A 14,890-nucleotide genomic window follows, 5' to 3' on the forward strand; every position below is an offset into this window, starting at 1 on the left:
GGCGGCGTTCTATTCGGTGAACAGCGAGCCGGGATAGACGCCAGGATCCGGATCGGTTTCATTGCCCTCGCCGAGCGAGACCTGCATCAGCACCGTATCTTGCCACTTCCCGTGCTTGAAGCCGGTGCCCTTCAGGGTGCCCGTCAGTTCGAAGCCGAGGCCACGATGAAGGCCAACGGAGGCGGGGCTTGCACCGCCGATGACGGCGACCATCTGGCGGAAGCCCAGCGCTTCGCAGCGCACCACCAGTTCCTTGAGCAGCGCCTTTCCGACGCCCTTGCCGCGCGCTTCCGGTGCCAGGTAGATCGAATCCTCGACCAGCCAGCGATAGGCCGGGCGGGTCCGGAAGGCGGATGCATAGGCATAACCGAGGAGCGTGCCGTCTTCCTGTTCCGCTGCGATATAGGGGTAACCCTTGGCGCGGATCGCCTCGAAACGAGCCGTCATCTCCGCCTGGTCCGGCGGGGTGAGCTCATAGCTTGCGGTGCCGTTCAGCACGCTGTCGCGATAGATATCGGTGATGGTCGGAAGATCGGCGGGGGAGGCGTCGCGGAGATGGAATGTCATTGAGATTCAGGCCGTTGAAAGGAATGGCCGAAGACTATGCTGCGGCGCGAAGCCGGGCAATAAAAAAGGCGGCCCGGAGGCCGCCTTTTTCGTGTTCGCATTCCTCGAATTAGTTGTTCCGGTTGCCCAGGAACTGGAGGAGGAACGTGAAGAGATTGATGAAGTCGAGGTAGAGGGTCAGAGCGCCCATGATGGCCTTGCGGCCAGCAACCGCGACGTCGTCGCCGTCAAAGTACATTTCCTTGATCTTCTGCGTATCGTAGGCGGTGAGGCCTGCGAAGATCAGCACGCCGATCGCGGAGATCGCGAAGCCGAGGGCCGAAGACGCCAGGAAGATGTTGACGATCGAGGCGATGATCAGGCCGAACAGGCCCATGATCAGGAACGAGCCCATGCCCGACAGGCTTCTCTTCGTCGTGTAGCCGTACAGCGACAGGGCGCCGAAGGAGGCGGCCGTGATGAAGAACGTCTGCACGATGCTCTGCGAGGTGTAGATCAGGAAGATCGACGAGAGCGAGAGGCCCATCAGGGCCGCGTAGCCCCAGAAAGTGGCCTGTGCCGCGCCGACGCTCATCTTATGAACGCGGAAGCTCAGGAAGAACACCACTGCGAGCGGCGCGAGCATCACGACCCAGCGAAGCGGCGAACCGTAGATCGCAGCGCCAAGGCTGGTCAGCAGGATGCCGTTCGGAAGCCGGGCGACAGCTGCGGCTGCATCGGTCGTCGTTGCGAGGGCCGAGATACCATAGGCGGCGATACCGGTGATAGCCAAGCCGACAGCCATCAGGTTGTAGACCTTCAGCATGTAGGCGCGCAGGCCTTCATCGATCATCGCGCCGGACTGGGCGCGACCCTGCGCCACCCGGGTCTGGTAGTTGTTAAAGTCAGCCATTGTTTCCTCTTTAAGCTCCGGAATTATTCACGGTGTCGGGCCCCCTTTTTACGGACCCAGGCGCCGCTGCGGAGCTCCAGCAAGCCTGCGCATAAATATGATGCGAGATCGCTTCACATACAAGAGGTGCGACAAGCGAAAAACGCAAGCTGTCGGGCCCCTTTAGCAACCTATGGGACGTTCTGACGGGATTTTGATCAGAGAGTTAACGAGAAATACTACCTCTGGGAGAATTAGAGCTCGCGCAGCACCGGCGCGGCCTTCTGCCCTAATATGCGCCATGTGCCGGCGAGGCCTATTCCAACGGTCAAAACCAGAGAAACGGCGAGCGTCAGCACCGCAACGTCGGGCAGGAAGACCGACTGGAGGCGCATGATGCGGCTGACGACGAACCATGCGGAGAGGCCGCCGGCGAGAAGCGCGAAGAGCGCCGTCGCCGTTCCAAGGATCATGTATTCGTAGCTGAACGCGCGCATCAGCATGCTGCGCGTGCCGCCGAGTGTCTTCAGGATGACGGCGTCATGGGTGCGTGCGCGGTTGCCCGCCGCGAGCGCGCCGGCAAGCACCAGCACGGAGGCGATCAATGCAACGGCCGCTGCGGCCCGGATCGCGGTCGCAAGCTGGCCGACGAGCTGATCGACGATATCGATCGCGTCCTTGACCCGAACGCTGGTTATAGTCGGATAGGCGTTGGTGACGGCGCGCAGGATCGAGGCTTCCTGCTGGGCGGTGGCCGAAGGATCGCTGAGCGTGGCGAGCCAGGCATGCGGTGCGCCCCGGAAGGTGTTGGGCGAAAAGACCATCACGAAATTGATCGAGAGCGATTCCCACTCGACCTTTCGGAAATTGGCGATGCGGGCGGTGATATTGCGGCCGAGCACGTTGACGGTGACGGTATCGCCGATCTTCAGGCCGAGTTCGCCGGCCTCTTCCGCCGAGAAGGAGACCAGCGGCTCGCCGGTATAGTCGGCGCTCCACCATTCGCCCGCCGTCAGCGCGGAATTGGATGGCAGCTTGTCCTCGTAGGTGATGCCGCGGTCGCCGCGCAGCACCCAGCGGCCGGCGGGAGGCACGTTCATCTGGGTCACGTCCTGGCCGTTGAAGGCGAGGATTCTTCCGCGCAGCATCGGCACCTGGGTGATCGCACCCTCCGGCGCCTGCTGTTTCAGGATGTTGACGAAACCGTCGCGCTCCGATCCCTGGATGTCGACGAAGAAGAAGTTCGGCGCCTGCTGGGCGATGCTGCCGGTCAGCTGGCGACGCATGTTGCCGTCGATCAGCGCGAGCGTCACGAGAAGGGCAAGGCCGAGGCCGAGCGACAGCACGACCGACGGCGTCAGCGCGCCGGGCCGGTGGATATTGCCGATCGCCAGCCGCAGCGCCGGCGAGTTGACCCGCGGACTTCTTCTGGCAAGCGCGGCAATCAGCGCTGCCACGAGGCGCAGAAGCACAAAGGCTCCGGCGACGGCGGCGAGGAAAACGGAGGCGATGAAGCGTTCTTCCGCAGAGACGATCGCGAGTGCCGCCAAGGTGGCGAGCGCCAGACCGGCCGCGAGAAGATAGGGCCAGGAGGGAAGGCGGGTGTTGTCGAAGCTCTGTTCGCGGAAAAGCGCGGTCGCCGGCACTTCGCGGGCATGGCCGAGCGGCAGGACCGCGAAAGCGAAGGTGATCAGGATGCCGAACAATGCGGCGAGCGCGAGCGCCGAGGGGTAGAAGGTGACTTCCTTCGGAACCGGCAGCACGCCTTCGAGGAATTGCAGCGCGACGAAGGGCGAGACGGCGCCGATGACGAGGCCGATCAGGATGCCGATCACCGCAAGCAGCATGATCTGGATGAGATAGATCATCGTCACCACCGAGGCCGGCGCGCCGAGGCATTTGAAGGTGGCGATCGTGGTGCGCTTGGCGTCGAGGAAGGCGCGCACGGCATTGGCGACGCCGACGCCGCCGACGATCAATGCCGTCAGGCCGACCAGCGTCAGGAATTGCGAGAACCGATCGACGTTTTCGGTGAGCGAAGGGGCCGCGCGGTCGCTGGTGCGCACAGACCAGCCGGCGCTCGGAAATTCGCGATTGGCGCGGGCGGCGAGCGTCGAGCGGGTCGAGGGATCATCGAGCCGCACCTTGTAGGCATGTTCGACGAGACTGCCGGTGGTGATCAGGCCGGAGGCCGCGAGTGCCTCGCGGCTGACGATCAGGCGCGGCGCAAAACCGAAACCGTCGGAAAGCGCGTCGGGCTCGGCGGTGATCGTGCCACGCAAAGTCAGTCGGGCATTGCCGAGCAGAAGCTGGTCGCCGTCCTTGAGGCCGAGGCGTTCCAGCAGAAGCGGTGCCGCCAGCGCGCCAAATGTCTCTCCCTGCCTGCCAATAAGGTCGGGCAGCGGCGCGGAAGGTTCGGCGCCTAAACTGCCGTAGAGCGGATAGGCGTCGTCCACCGCCTTGACCTCGACCAGCGCCTGCTCGGTACCGTCAGGCTTGCGGGCCATGGAGCGCAGGCTGGTGGACAAGGAGACCTTGCCGAGGCTGGTGAGGAACGCGCGTTCCTGGTCGGTGGCTTCGCGGTTGTTCAGTTCGAAACGGATGTCGCCGGCAAGGATTTCCTGGCCCTGCGAAGCGATGGCGCCGGTGATGGCGCGCGATACCGAGTTGACGGCCGCAATCGCCCCGGTGCCGAGCGCGATGCAGGCGAGGAAGATGTAGAAGCCGGCAAGCCCGCCGCGCATTTCGCGCAGCGCCAGGCGGAAGGAAATCGAGAGGCGCGGAAAGGCCTGCCTCATGCGGAGACCGCCTGGACCGGATGATGGGCGGTGGCGCTGTCGCCGACGATCTCGCCGGAGCGGACGCGGATCTGGCGCGAGCAGCGGGCGGCAAGCGCGTTGTCATGGGTGACGAGCAGCATGGTCATGCCGCGCTCGGCCTGTTTCGAAAACAAGAGGTCGGCGATCTGCCGGCCTGTCTCGGTGTCGAGATTGCCGGTCGGTTCGTCGGCGATCAGCACGGAGGGCGAAGGGGCAAGGGCGCGGGCGATCGCGACGCGCTGCTGCTCGCCGCCGGAAAGCTGGCCGGGATAGTGGCTGAGGCGCTCGCCGAGTCCGACGGCGGTGAGTTCTCGTTTGGCGATCTCGAAAGCGTCCCTGACGTTGGCGAGTTCGAGCGGAACGGCGACGTTTTCGAGCGCCGTCATGTTGGCGATCAGGTGGAAGGACTGGAAGACGATACCGATATTACGGCCGCGGAAATCGGCGAGCCGGTCTTCGGAAAGCGCGTGAAGGGGGGCGCCGTTGATGACGATCTCGCCGCTGTCGAGGCGTTCCAGCCCGGCCAGGACCATCAGAAGCGTCGACTTGCCGGAGCCCGAAGGCCCGACGATGCCGACGGCCTCGCCTGCGCGGATTTCGAGGTCGATCTGCTTCAGCACATGCACCGAGGCTGCCGCGCTGCCCAGGGTCAGATCGGCCTTCTTCAGCGTGATGATGGTTTTAGTCAAATCGAACCGTCCTATATAGGCGTGAAGCGTAACCCGAACACCGCGTTGCGGTAGCGCACAATCTAGGAGACGGATCGTGAGTTTTAAAGCAAGCCTGCTTCACTTCATTGTCATGTCCGCATTGGCACTGGCTGCGTTGCCGGCTGCCGCGCAGGACAAGGCAATCCAGCTCGTCGGTTTCGGCGACAGCCTGATGGCGGGCTACCAGCTTGCTCCTTCCGAGTCCTATACTGCACAGCTCGAGGCGGCGTTGAAAGCCGCGGGGCAGAATGTCGTGGTCGCCAATGCCGGCGTTTCCGGGGATACGACAGCCGGGGGCCTGTCCCGCATCGACTGGTCGGTGCCCGACGGCACGGACGGCGTGATCCTCGAACTCGGTGCCAACGACGCGCTGCGCGGCATCTCTCCCGACCAGTCGGAAAAAAATCTCGATGCGATCCTGGCGCGGCTGAAGGAACGGAAGATCCCGGTCTTCCTGATCGGCATCCTGGCACCCCCGAACATGGGCGGGAATTACGCCGAAAAGTTCAACCCGATCTACAAGCGGCTGGCCGACAAATACGCGGTGCCGCTCTATCCGTTTTTTCTGGATGGGGTCACGACGTTCTCCAACCTGCAGCTCTCGGACGGCATGCATCCGAACGCCAAGGGGGTCGCCGTGATGGTCGAAAAGACCATCGAACCTGTCAAAAGCTTCCTGGGGGCTATTAAGGATACGGGAAAATAACAGCTTGCGCGGAACCTCGTTGCATGATTCGCTGTTAGCATCTGCCAAAGATTCGAGGAGGTCCCTATGCCGAGACTTTTCACCGCCCTCGAAATTCCGCGCAATGTAGCGATGAGCCTGTCTCTCCTGCGCGGAGGGATCCCCGGTGCCCGGTGGATCGACGTGGAGAACTATCACATCACGCTACGCTTCATCGGCGACGTGGACGGCCGCACGGCGGACGAGATCGTCGACCGTCTCGACCGCATCGACCGGCCGGAATTCCAGGCGACGCTGACCGGGATCGGCTCCTTCGGATCGAAGAAACCGCATTCCATCTGGGCCGGCGTTTCACCCTCGCCGGAAATCTACGCGCTGCAGGCGGAGATCGAGCGGATCTGCCAGCGCATCGGCCTGCCGCCGGATCCCCGCAAGTTCACGCCGCATGTGACGCTGGCGCGTCTCAAGAATTGCCGGCTGGACGACGTGGTCCACTACCTTTCCGGCCGCGGCAACTTCTATACGGCGCCCTTCACGGTGCCGCGTTTCGTGCTGCTGTCGTCGAAGGAATCGGTCGGCGGCGGGCCTTATCTGACGGAGGAAATCTTCCCGCTGCAGGAAACGAGCTACGGCGCTGCCTATGCCGGCGACATGGAGCCGGCGAAAAGTCTCCTCTAAGCCGAAGCCGCCCTTTAGCCCGAAGGAAGGTGGGACGATGAACTACGAAAAGCTGGATACCGCGGGCGTCGAGCGCGAGTTCGCGACGCTTGACGGATGGGATCTGAAGCCGGAAGGCGATGCGATCTTCAAGAGCTTCAAGTTCAAGACCTTCATCGAGGCCTTCGGTTTCATGGCCGAATGCGCGCTGTCCGCCGAGAAGCTCAACCACCACCCGGAATGGTCGAACGTCTATTCGCGGGTCGACGTGCTGCTGACCACCCACGCGACCAAGGGGCTGACCGACATCGACTTCAAGCTTGCCCGGGCAATGGATAAGGCATCCTCGCGCCGCAATTGAACTTCATGGTCCAGAGCCCATATTGGACGGGCACACGTTGAGCGAACGGAGCGACCATGGACGACGTGAAGATCGGCGAAATTCTGCTGCCGGGTGACGAGGATACGCAAGACCGCCGCGAGCGGCAGGTTCGCGCCAAATTCTGGCCGACCCTGAAGCGGGCCGTGCGGCAGGTACCGTTCAGCCGCGACCTGATCGCCGCCTATTATTGCGCGATCGACCGGCGGACTCCGACGCGGGTGCGGGGCGTGCTGCTGGCGGCGCTCGCCTATTTCATCATGCCGATCGATTTCCTGCCGGACATGTTCGTCCTCGTCGGCTTCACCGACGATGTCGCGGTGCTCGCCGCCGCCTTCCGGATGATCCAGGGCCATATCGCCGACCGGCACTACGAGGCAGCCGATCTGGCGCTTTCGGACAATCCGGACATCGCCGACGGCGTCCGCGGCAAATAGTCTCAAGGGGCGCTATCCCTCCGAAGGATCGTCGAGAACTCGTCGCAAGCGCTCGAATGCGAGCCGGATTCGCGACTTCACCGTGCCGAGCGGAAGACCTGTCGCGGAGGCGATTTCCGAATGGGACTGGCCGAGGAAGAAGGCCGCCCGCACCAGTTCCATCTGTTCGCCGGGGATATCGGCAAGGGCAGCGCGCACCTGGGCATCGCGTTCCTCGCCTTCGAAGATCGTATCTGCGCCCGGCGTCTCGGTGACGAAGAACAGGGGTTCGTAGATGTCCATCTGCTTGTGCCTCTCCCGGCGTTCCGCGTCGATGCGGCGGTTGCGGGCGATCCGGAAAAGCCAGGTGGACAAGGAGGATCGGGCTGGATCGTAGAGGCCGGCGCGGTGCCAGAGAACGGCCATCACCTCCTGGACGAGTTCCTCTGCATCGTCGGGTCGCATCGACCGTTTTACCAGCCAGGATTTCAAACGCGGCCCATAATAATCGAACAGCACGGCAAAGGCTGCCTGATCGCGCTCATCGGCCACTGCCCTTACCAAGCCGGCGAAGTGGTCTCTTTCGTCTAAATCCATTTACGCTGCGCACAGTTTCCGATGAGATTCGCATCATATTCGACCATTCTAATGTCATTGTGAGAGTTAGGAAAAGGACAAACTCTTGCCCCAATCCTTGTGTCACTGATTGATTAAACGCATGGAAATTCTGCTGGTTGGGTCTTTGGAGGCATAGCGGCGAGTGCTATTCCTAGCCATCGATGGGCAAGGGCAGGAGATTCAGCAAATTCTAATGGTCTGGTTGACGGTTTGGTAACCAGGATCAAGTCAAAATGCGCCGAATCAGGATCATGCCTGGCAAGGCTTGCCCGCTCGGGCCGTTGAACGAACAAAACCGGCAGGAGACCATGTCTGTAAGAACAATCGCAACCGCATTGGCAATCTTGGCCGCAAGCGCCGGCCTCGCATCGGCTCAGGCGCCGAAGGCCACTGCCCCGGCCAAGCCGCAACAGGCCCAGGCACCAGCAGCAGCGGCCGCAGGTCCCACGCGCATCCAGCAGTTCAAGGCATGGGGCGCCTATTCCTACAAGTCGGGCGCCAGCAACGTCTGCTACGTGCTTTCGGTGCCGACTACCAAGGAACCGGCGAGCGTCGATCACGGCGATATCTTCTTCATCGTCTCGCAGCGGCCCGGCCAGAACATTTCCTACGAGCCGCAGGCGATGGTGGGATACGTGCTGCAGCCGAATTCCAAGGTGACGGTGACGATCGACAAGAAGAACTTCACGATGTTCACCAAGGACAAGGCGGCCTGGGTCGAGAACGCGGCCGAAGAGCCGGCGCTGGTCGCTGCGATGAAGACGGGCCAGAATATGAGCGTCAGCGCCGTTTCCGGCCGTGGCACCAAGACCTCCTATGCCTATTCGCTGCAGGGCATTGCAGCAGCGCTGAAGCAGATCGAAACCTGCAAGTAAGCGTCCTCGCGCAGCAAGAGTTGGAAGGCCGGTCCCGTGACCGGCCTTTTGCATTTCCTGAAGAATAGTGACGCGGCGGCTATTTGATGATAAAGCCCGCCTCAACGAAGGTCCGGCACATGTGCCCGATGGGCCGATACAGGTTTCACGCATTCAACATGCCCTGACTTTCCCGCTGGTCGAACGTGGGAAAGCTGCATGTGTTCGAACGGGATAGAAGAAATGTCAGTCTCAGAGGCTCTGGCGCCGGTCGCCATCAAGAAGCCGCTCGTCGCCAATCCGGATCTCTTCGGCACCAAGCCGTCGCTGATCGGGCTGACGCGCGAGGACATGGCGGCAGCGCTGAAGGAAAAGGGCGTATCGGAAAAGCAGGTGCGCATGCGCGTCAGCCAGCTCTGGCACTGGCTCTATATCCGCGGTGTCTCCGATTTCGACGCGATGACCAATGTCGCCAAGGACATGCGCGAGATGCTGAAGGCGCATTTCACCATCGCGCGGCCGGAGATCGTCGAGGAACAGGTTTCCAACGACGGCACCCGCAAATGGCTCCTGCGCTTCCCGCCGCGCGGCGCCGGCCGTCCCGTCGAGGTCGAGACCGTCTACATTCCGGAAGAAGGCCGCGGCACGCTCTGCATATCGAGCCAGGTCGGCTGTTCGCTCACCTGTTCGTTCTGTCATACGGGAACGCAGCGGCTGGTGCGCAACCTGACGGCGGAAGAAATTCTCGCCCAGCTGCTCTTGGCGCGCGACCGGCTCGGCGATTTTCCGGGTACCGATACGCCGCCCGGCGCCTTCGTGCCGACCGGCGACCGCAAGGTCACCAATATCGTCATGATGGGCATGGGCGAGCCGCTCTACAATTTCGAGAGCGTCAAGACGGCGCTGCTGATCGCCACCGACGGCGACGGGCTGTCGCTGTCGAAGCGCCGCGTCACGCTCTCGACCTCCGGCGTCGTGCCGGAAATCTACCGGACCGGTGACGAAATCGGCGTGATGCTGGCGATCTCGCTGCATGCGGTGCGCGACGACCTGCGCGACATGCTGGTGCCGATCAACAAGAAATATCCGCTGAAGGAGCTGATCGAGGCCTGCCGCAACTATCCGGGGCTTTCGAACGCGCGGCGCATCACCTTCGAATATGTGATGCTGAAGGACGTCAACGACAGCCTGGAAGACGCCAAGGCGCTGATCCAGCTCCTGAAGGGCGTTCCGGCGAAGATCAACCTGATCCCGTTCAACCCGTGGCCGGGCACCAACTACCAGTGTTCGGAATGGGCGCAGATCGAGAAATTCGCCGATTTCATCAACCAGGCGGGCTACGCCTCGCCGATCCGCACCCCCCGCGGCCGCGACATCCTCGCCGCCTGCGGGCAGCTGAAGTCAGAATCGGAACGGATGCGCAAGACCGATCGCCTCGCCTTCGAGGCGATGATGATCGCCGGGCACGGCGAGGACGATTGATGAGACCAGGCCGGCTTTGCCGGCCTTTCTGTCAGCGCGCCTGGGTGAAGAAGATCTTGGCGGCGAAGATCGAGAAGACGCCGGCGAAAGTGTAGTCGATGCCGCGCAGGACCTTCGGGTTGGCCTGCAGCCACCCCGAAAGCCAGTCGGCGGCAAGAACGACGATCAGGTTCACCGGCATGCCGATGACGATGAAATAGAAGCCGAAAAAGATCAGCTTGCCGGTGACGTGCGGATCGCCGGCGGTCACGAACTGCGGCAGGAAGGTCATGAAGAAGATGATGACCTTCGGATTGAGGATGTTGACCCAGAAGCCCGTCGAGATGTTGGCGAGCGGGCTGCTGGCGGTCTTTTCCACCTGCTCCACCGAAAAATTCGAACCGAAGCGGATCGCCTGGATCGCCAGCCACAGGAGATAGGCGGCGCCGCCGGTCTTCAGGATGAAGAAGGCGGTCGGCGAAGCGGTGATCAGAGCCGAGATGCCGAAGGCGACGAGCAGCGTGTGGCAGACGACGCCGAGGCTGGTGCCGAGCACCACGAACAGCGCCGGGCGTCGGCCTTGGCCGAGCGCGCGGCTGATCGACAGCGTCATGTCGGGCCCCGGCGTCAGGGCCAGAAGCAGGCCGGCGGCGGTGAAGGCAAGCAGGGTGGCAAGGCTCGGCAGGAATTCCATGGGCGCACTCGAATAGCCGGATAATGGATTTCTCCGTTTACCCGGCTTTCGAAGCCGTCACAAATCAATCTATCAACGGCCGTTGATGAATTCCTTTGATGCATCGGCGAAATCCGGGTGCCAGCGCGACAGCGGCGGACGGTTCTCGATGATGTCGCTGATCGCCCACAGCATGCGGCGCTCGTCGGTTGCCCGGTCCACGTCGTTGTCGGGGCACAGGATATAGAAATCGCCACGCTCCAGGCTGGTCAGCATGAATTCGACCGTCTGTTCCGAGGTCCAGGCGCCTGCGGGCTTTTCGATGCGGTCACCCTTGGTCAGGCCCGTGAAGACGAAGCCGGGGATGAGGAGATGGGCGGAGACCTGGCAGTTCGGCGTGTTGCGCAGCTCGTGCTGCAGCGCTTCGGTGAACGCCTTCACGCCAGCCTTGGCGACATTGTAGGCGGGATTGCCGGGCGGGGTGGTGATGCCCTGCTTGGAGCCGGTATTGATGATCAGCGACGGTTCGCCATGGGCGATCATCGCCGGCCCGAACGTCCGCGTGCCGTTGATGACACCCAGAAGATTGACGGCGAAAACGCTGTCCCAGTTGACCTGCGGACCGAATATCGAGCTGCCGGGGCTGATGCCGGCATTGTTCATCAGCACATGCACCCGGCCGAAGCGCTGGATGACGGCGCGTTCCAGCGCCTCGATCTCGTCCGGCTTCGACACGTCCGTGCCAATCGCGGCGACATCGGCTTCACCATCCTCTGCAAGGGCCACGACCTCGCGGGCTGCTTCGGCAAGCCGGTCGCCCTCCAGGTCGGCGAGGACGACGGAAAGGCCCATCCGGGCAAATTCCTTTGCGGCGGCGAGACCGATGCCGGATGCGGCACCGGTAATCACGGCGACATTATCCTTCTTCAGAGCGGGATGAGTGATGGTCATGGCAAGATTCCTCTATGACGCTGCTGTTCAAAGGTCGGGCGGGATATGGTACCCTCATCAGATAGTGTCAACATGACAGACAGGTCACACCGGAGAGCCTGATGGGCAAGATGACGTCGATTACGGTGGATGAGGAACTGACGGCTTTCATCGACAGACAGGTGAACGGCGGCAATTACAGTTCGGCAAGCGAGGTCGTGGAGGCGGCCCTGCGCTTGCTGCGGGACAGCGAAGACGGTATCGAAGCGATCCGCTCGGCGATCGAAGAAGGCGAGGCTTCCGGTGAGCCGCAGCCTTTCGATTTCGACGAATTCATCGAAAAGAAACGAGCCGCACGCGCCGAACGATGAAAACTCTGATCTTCGCGCCGAGGGCTGCTGCGGATATCGACCATATCTACGACTATACTGACGAGACCTGGGGCTACAGTCAGGCCGAAGAATATACGTTTGGGATAAGGGATTTTTGCAAAGGGCTCTCGCTGGGCGAGAGAAGCGGACGGAAGATCGATGGGATCAAGCGCGGATATCTGGCGCTTGCATACGAATCTCACTTCATCGTCTATCGGGAAACGTCCAAGACAATTTCCATCGTCCGCGTTCTTCATCAGCGGATGAATATCGCTCGCCATCTCTGACCGGCTTCACCCGGTTTTTCTTGCGTGCCTTCGGAAACTCGCTAAAAGTGCCGCATTCCCGACACGACGGCCTATCAAGGTCGCCACCACCCGCAGACGGACGTAAATCGACATGGCACTCCCGAAAGACGTAAAGAAGGTCGTTCTCGCCTATTCCGGCGGTCTCGACACCTCGATCATCCTGAAATGGCTGCAGACCGAACTCGGTGCCGAGGTGGTGACCTTCACCGCCGATCTCGGCCAGGGCGAGGAACTGGAGCCGGCCCGCAAGAAGGCCGAGATGCTCGGCATCAAGGAGATCTATATCGAGGACGTGCGCGAGGAATTCGTGCGCGATTTTGTCTTCCCGATGTTCCGCGCCAACGCCGTCTACGAAGGCGTCTACCTGCTCGGCACCTCGATCGCCCGCCCGCTGATCTCCAAGCACCTGATCGACATCGCCAAAAAGACCGGCGCCGATGCGATCGCCCATGGCGCCACCGGCAAGGGCAACGACCAGGTTCGCTTCGAGCTTTCGGCCTATGCGCTGAACCCGGATATCAAGGTCATCGCGCCGTGGCGCGACTGGGCCTTCAAGAGCCGCACCGATCTTTTGAAGTTCGCCGAGGAAAACCAGATCCCGGTCGCCAAGGACAAGATGGGTGAGGCGCCGTTCTCGGTCGACGCCAACCTTCTGCACTCCTCTTCCGAGGGCAAGGTTCTCGAAGACCCGGCCATCGAGGCTCCCGAATACGTGCACATGCGCACGATCTCGCCGGAAGCGGCGCCCGACAAGGCGACGATCATCAAGGTTGGCTTCAAGAAGGGTGATGCGGTTTCCATCAACGGCGTCGCCATGTCTCCGGCAACCCTGCTTGTGGCACTCAACAATTACGGCCGCGACAACGGCATCGGCCGTCTCGACCTTGTCGAGAACCGTTATGTCGGCATGAAGTCGCGCGGCGTCTACGAGACCCCCGGCGGTACGATCCTGCTGGCCGCCCACCGCGCGATCGAGAGCATCACGCTCGACCGCGGTGCTGCGCATCTCAAGGATGACATCATGCCGCGCTACGCGGAGCTCATCTATTACGGCTTCTGGTTCTCGCCGGAACGCGAAATGCTGCAGGCACTGATCGACAAGAGCCAGGAGCATGTGGAAGGCGAAGTGACGCTGAAGCTCTACAAGGGCAATGTCATGGTCATCGGCCGCGAGAGTGAAAAGTCGCTCTATTCCGACAAGCTGGTCACCTTCGAGGACGACCAGGGCGCCTATGACCAGAAGGATGCGGCGGGCTTCATCAAGCTCAATGCGCTGCGCCTGCGCACGCTCGCCAAGCGCAATCTCGGCAAGTAATTCCGAGGACTAACTGATTATCGAAGCCCGCCTGCCCGACAAGGGAGGCGGGCTTTTTTCATGCCCTACGGCTGGTGGCGAGGAAGCCGAAGAAGCCCAGGACGGCAAGGATATGCATGGTCGGAATGACGGTGCCGAAGGCGTGCAGCGGCAGGCCGATCGAGGCCGCCGCGACGCCGCCGACGAAACCCGCACCCATCTGGATAAAGCCCATCAGGGCGGAGGCCGAGCCGGCGATATGCGGGAAGGGGGCAAGGCCGGCGGTGATGATGTAGGGCGTCACGAAGGCGGTGCCGAAGGTGCAGATCGCCACCGGCCCCATGATCGACAGGAAGGAGGGTGGCAGCAAATAGATCGAAAGCGCCATGATGATGCCGCCGCCGCCGCTGAAGACGAGGCCGACAGCGGGGGCTTTCGCCCCGGGCAGCCATTTCGATATCAGCCGCAGGCTGACAGAGCCGATCAGGAAAAAACCGGACTGCATCAGCATGCCCATTCCGTATTCGGTCGGGGTCAGGCCGACCTCGTCGATCAGGATGAAGGGCAGCACCGCCGCCTGCGCGTAAAGGGCGCCGACGCTGCCGCCGAGGATGAGCGAGGTGCATAGAAAACGCGGCAGGACGACGATTTCCGCATAGGCCTGGAGGAGGCGCGCCGGCTGCAGCCGGCTCCTGTCCGGCACCGTGGTTTCCTTGAGGAAGACGATGGACAGGAAAACGAGGATCGCCCCGAAACCGACCATCAGGAAGAAGATCGATGTCCAGCCGAAGGCGGCGAGCGCCAGGCCGCCGATGGTCGGGCCGGCGGCCGGGCCGATCGCCAGGATGATGCCCATCGTGTTCATGATGCCGGCGGCTTTGGCGCCGGTGAACTGGTCGCGGACGATGGCGCGCGACACGGTGATTCCGACCGAGGCGCCGATGCCCTGGATCAGGCGGCCGACTAGGATCCACTCGACCGTCGGGGCGACGACCGAGATCAGCGAGCCGGCGAGATAGATGATCAGGAAGCTCAGCGAGGCGGTCTTGCGGCCGAAGGCATCGGAGACGGGACCGGCGACCAGCTGCGCCAGCGCAAAGCCCGCGAAATAGAGCGACAGCGACATCTTGATCGCCGCTTCCGTGGTGTCGAATGCACGCACCAGTTCCGGCATCGCCGGCGTGTAGATCGCCATGGAAATGGGGCCGATCGCCGTCAGGAGGGCACCGATGACCGTGGTTCGGCGCTCGCTCATCCGAGCGGGGACAGGCGGCATG

The 14,890-nt window shown here is 62.4% G+C and carries 17 protein-coding genes; 9 read left to right on the forward strand and 8 right to left on the reverse strand.

Features of this window, described 5'->3' with window-relative positions:
- Positions 1 to 9: 9 nt before the first annotated feature.
- From ACZ9EJ_RS20465 to ACZ9EJ_RS20480, 4 genes are all read right to left on the reverse strand, one after another.
- Positions 10 to 567 carry a GNAT family N-acetyltransferase gene (locus ACZ9EJ_RS20465; protein ID WP_046640144.1) on the reverse strand — a complete coding sequence of 186 codons (558 nt, stop codon included), beginning with the start codon at positions 565 to 567 and terminating at the stop codon, positions 10 to 12.
- Positions 568 to 676: 109 nt separating this feature from the next.
- The gene (locus ACZ9EJ_RS20470; RefSeq protein ID WP_046631854.1) at positions 677 to 1,459 is read right to left on the reverse strand and encodes a Bax inhibitor-1/YccA family protein; all 783 of its coding nucleotides are present in this window, start codon (positions 1,457 to 1,459) and stop codon (positions 677 to 679) included.
- Positions 1,460 to 1,692: 233 nt separating this feature from the next.
- Positions 1,693 to 4,236, reverse strand: a complete 2,544-nt coding sequence (locus tag ACZ9EJ_RS20475) for an ABC transporter permease (protein ID WP_046640143.1) — start codon at positions 4,234 to 4,236, stop codon at positions 1,693 to 1,695.
- Positions 4,233 to 4,946 (reverse strand): ABC transporter ATP-binding protein, encoded by a 714-nt coding sequence (locus tag ACZ9EJ_RS20480; RefSeq protein WP_046631858.1) that lies wholly within the window; start codon positions 4,944 to 4,946, stop codon positions 4,233 to 4,235. Before ACZ9EJ_RS20480 ends, ACZ9EJ_RS20475 begins: the two co-directional genes overlap by 4 nt.
- Before the next feature lie 76 nt (positions 4,947 to 5,022).
- Between ACZ9EJ_RS20480 and ACZ9EJ_RS20485 the strand changes: the two genes are divergently transcribed.
- From ACZ9EJ_RS20485 to ACZ9EJ_RS20500, 4 genes are all read left to right on the forward strand, one after another.
- Positions 5,023 to 5,673 carry an arylesterase gene (locus ACZ9EJ_RS20485; protein ID WP_046640142.1) on the forward strand — a complete coding sequence of 217 codons (651 nt, stop codon included), beginning with the start codon at positions 5,023 to 5,025 and terminating at the stop codon, positions 5,671 to 5,673.
- Positions 5,674 to 5,739: 66 nt separating this feature from the next.
- The gene (gene thpR / locus ACZ9EJ_RS20490; RefSeq protein ID WP_046631862.1) at positions 5,740 to 6,330 is read left to right on the forward strand and encodes an RNA 2',3'-cyclic phosphodiesterase; all 591 of its coding nucleotides are present in this window, start codon (positions 5,740 to 5,742) and stop codon (positions 6,328 to 6,330) included.
- Positions 6,331 to 6,367: 37 nt separating this feature from the next.
- Positions 6,368 to 6,670 (forward strand): 4a-hydroxytetrahydrobiopterin dehydratase, encoded by a 303-nt coding sequence (locus ACZ9EJ_RS20495; RefSeq protein WP_046631864.1) that lies wholly within the window; start codon positions 6,368 to 6,370, stop codon positions 6,668 to 6,670.
- A gap of 56 nt (positions 6,671 to 6,726) precedes the next feature.
- Positions 6,727 to 7,125 carry a YkvA family protein gene (locus ACZ9EJ_RS20500; protein ID WP_046631866.1) on the forward strand — a complete coding sequence of 133 codons (399 nt, stop codon included), beginning with the start codon at positions 6,727 to 6,729 and terminating at the stop codon, positions 7,123 to 7,125.
- Between the two features lie 12 nt (positions 7,126 to 7,137).
- On the opposite strand, the gene ACZ9EJ_RS20505 is transcribed toward ACZ9EJ_RS20500, so the two are convergent.
- A complete protein-coding gene (locus tag ACZ9EJ_RS20505; protein WP_046631868.1) occupies positions 7,138 to 7,701 on the reverse strand; it encodes a sigma-70 family RNA polymerase sigma factor in 564 nt (187 codons plus the stop codon).
- 329 nt (positions 7,702 to 8,030) lie between these two features.
- On the opposite strand from ACZ9EJ_RS20505, the gene ACZ9EJ_RS20510 reads away from it, so the two are divergent.
- Positions 8,031 to 8,597, forward strand: a complete 567-nt coding sequence (locus tag ACZ9EJ_RS20510; protein WP_037081837.1) for an invasion associated locus B family protein — start codon at positions 8,031 to 8,033, stop codon at positions 8,595 to 8,597.
- Positions 8,598 to 8,819: 222 nt separating this feature from the next.
- The gene (gene rlmN / locus ACZ9EJ_RS20515; RefSeq protein WP_037081505.1) at positions 8,820 to 10,058 is read left to right on the forward strand and encodes a dual-specificity RNA methyltransferase RlmN; all 1,239 of its coding nucleotides are present in this window, start codon (positions 8,820 to 8,822) and stop codon (positions 10,056 to 10,058) included.
- A 31-nt stretch (positions 10,059 to 10,089) separates the two neighbouring features.
- Here the strand turns inward: rlmN and ACZ9EJ_RS20520 are convergent, their stop codons facing one another.
- Together ACZ9EJ_RS20520 and ACZ9EJ_RS20525 are read right to left on the reverse strand one after the other, a co-directional pair.
- Positions 10,090 to 10,731 carry a LysE family translocator gene (locus ACZ9EJ_RS20520; protein WP_007765809.1) on the reverse strand — a complete coding sequence of 214 codons (642 nt, stop codon included), beginning with the start codon at positions 10,729 to 10,731 and terminating at the stop codon, positions 10,090 to 10,092.
- A 72-nt stretch (positions 10,732 to 10,803) separates the two neighbouring features.
- Positions 10,804 to 11,661 carry an SDR family NAD(P)-dependent oxidoreductase gene (locus ACZ9EJ_RS20525; protein WP_046640141.1) on the reverse strand — a complete coding sequence of 286 codons (858 nt, stop codon included), beginning with the start codon at positions 11,659 to 11,661 and terminating at the stop codon, positions 10,804 to 10,806.
- Between the two features lie 101 nt (positions 11,662 to 11,762).
- Between ACZ9EJ_RS20525 and ACZ9EJ_RS20530 the strand changes: the two genes are divergently transcribed.
- The 3 genes from ACZ9EJ_RS20530 to ACZ9EJ_RS20540 all read left to right on the forward strand — a co-directional run bounded on the left by ACZ9EJ_RS20530 (position 11,763) and on the right by ACZ9EJ_RS20540 (position 13,634).
- The gene (locus tag ACZ9EJ_RS20530; protein ID WP_046640140.1) at positions 11,763 to 12,011 is read left to right on the forward strand and encodes a type II toxin-antitoxin system ParD family antitoxin; all 249 of its coding nucleotides are present in this window, start codon (positions 11,763 to 11,765) and stop codon (positions 12,009 to 12,011) included.
- Complete coding sequence (locus ACZ9EJ_RS20535) at positions 12,008 to 12,298, forward strand: type II toxin-antitoxin system RelE/ParE family toxin (RefSeq protein WP_046640139.1); 291 nt, start codon at positions 12,008 to 12,010, stop codon at positions 12,296 to 12,298. The genes ACZ9EJ_RS20530 and ACZ9EJ_RS20535 overlap by 4 nt, the downstream gene beginning before the upstream one ends.
- A 112-nt stretch (positions 12,299 to 12,410) precedes the next feature.
- Entirely contained in the window at positions 12,411 to 13,634 is a 1,224-nt protein-coding gene (locus ACZ9EJ_RS20540; protein WP_046640138.1) for an argininosuccinate synthase, read from the forward strand.
- Between the two features lie 58 nt (positions 13,635 to 13,692).
- Here the strand turns inward: ACZ9EJ_RS20540 and ACZ9EJ_RS20545 are convergent, their stop codons facing one another.
- Positions 13,693 to 14,868: a multidrug effflux MFS transporter gene (locus tag ACZ9EJ_RS20545; RefSeq protein WP_046640137.1), complete on the reverse strand. Its 1,176-nt coding sequence runs from the start codon at positions 14,866 to 14,868 to the stop codon at positions 13,693 to 13,695.
- Positions 14,869 to 14,890 lie beyond the last annotated feature (22 nt).

The organism is Neorhizobium sp. USDA 3394 (assembly GCF_056280385.1).

Coding starts and splice junctions, on each gene's coding strand:
- ACZ9EJ_RS20500 (WP_046631866.1), top strand. CDS start 6,727: ATGGACGACGTGAAGATCGGCGAAATTCTGCTGCCGGGTGACGAGGAT.
- ACZ9EJ_RS20520 (WP_007765809.1), bottom strand. CDS start 10,731: ATGGAATTCCTGCCGAGCCTTGCCACCCTGCTTGCCTTCACCGCCGCC.
- ACZ9EJ_RS20475 (WP_046640143.1), bottom strand. CDS start 4,236: ATGAGGCAGGCCTTTCCGCGCCTCTCGATTTCCTTCCGCCTGGCGCTG.
- ACZ9EJ_RS20505 (WP_046631868.1), bottom strand. CDS start 7,701: ATGGATTTAGACGAAAGAGACCACTTCGCCGGCTTGGTAAGGGCAGTG.
- thpR (WP_046631862.1), top strand. CDS start 5,740: ATGCCGAGACTTTTCACCGCCCTCGAAATTCCGCGCAATGTAGCGATG.
- ACZ9EJ_RS20470 (WP_046631854.1), bottom strand. CDS start 1,459: ATGGCTGACTTTAACAACTACCAGACCCGGGTGGCGCAGGGTCGCGCC.
- ACZ9EJ_RS20540 (WP_046640138.1), top strand. CDS start 12,411: ATGGCACTCCCGAAAGACGTAAAGAAGGTCGTTCTCGCCTATTCCGGC.
- ACZ9EJ_RS20525 (WP_046640141.1), bottom strand. CDS start 11,661: ATGACCATCACTCATCCCGCTCTGAAGAAGGATAATGTCGCCGTGATT.
- ACZ9EJ_RS20530 (WP_046640140.1), top strand. CDS start 11,763: ATGGGCAAGATGACGTCGATTACGGTGGATGAGGAACTGACGGCTTTC.
- rlmN (WP_037081505.1), top strand. CDS start 8,820: ATGTCAGTCTCAGAGGCTCTGGCGCCGGTCGCCATCAAGAAGCCGCTC.
- ACZ9EJ_RS20495 (WP_046631864.1), top strand. CDS start 6,368: ATGAACTACGAAAAGCTGGATACCGCGGGCGTCGAGCGCGAGTTCGCG.
- ACZ9EJ_RS20465 (WP_046640144.1), bottom strand. CDS start 567: ATGACATTCCATCTCCGCGACGCCTCCCCCGCCGATCTTCCGACCATC.
- ACZ9EJ_RS20510 (WP_037081837.1), top strand. CDS start 8,031: ATGTCTGTAAGAACAATCGCAACCGCATTGGCAATCTTGGCCGCAAGC.
- ACZ9EJ_RS20535 (WP_046640139.1), top strand. CDS start 12,008: ATGAAAACTCTGATCTTCGCGCCGAGGGCTGCTGCGGATATCGACCAT.
- ACZ9EJ_RS20545 (WP_046640137.1), bottom strand. CDS start 14,868: ATGAGCGAGCGCCGAACCACGGTCATCGGTGCCCTCCTGACGGCGATC.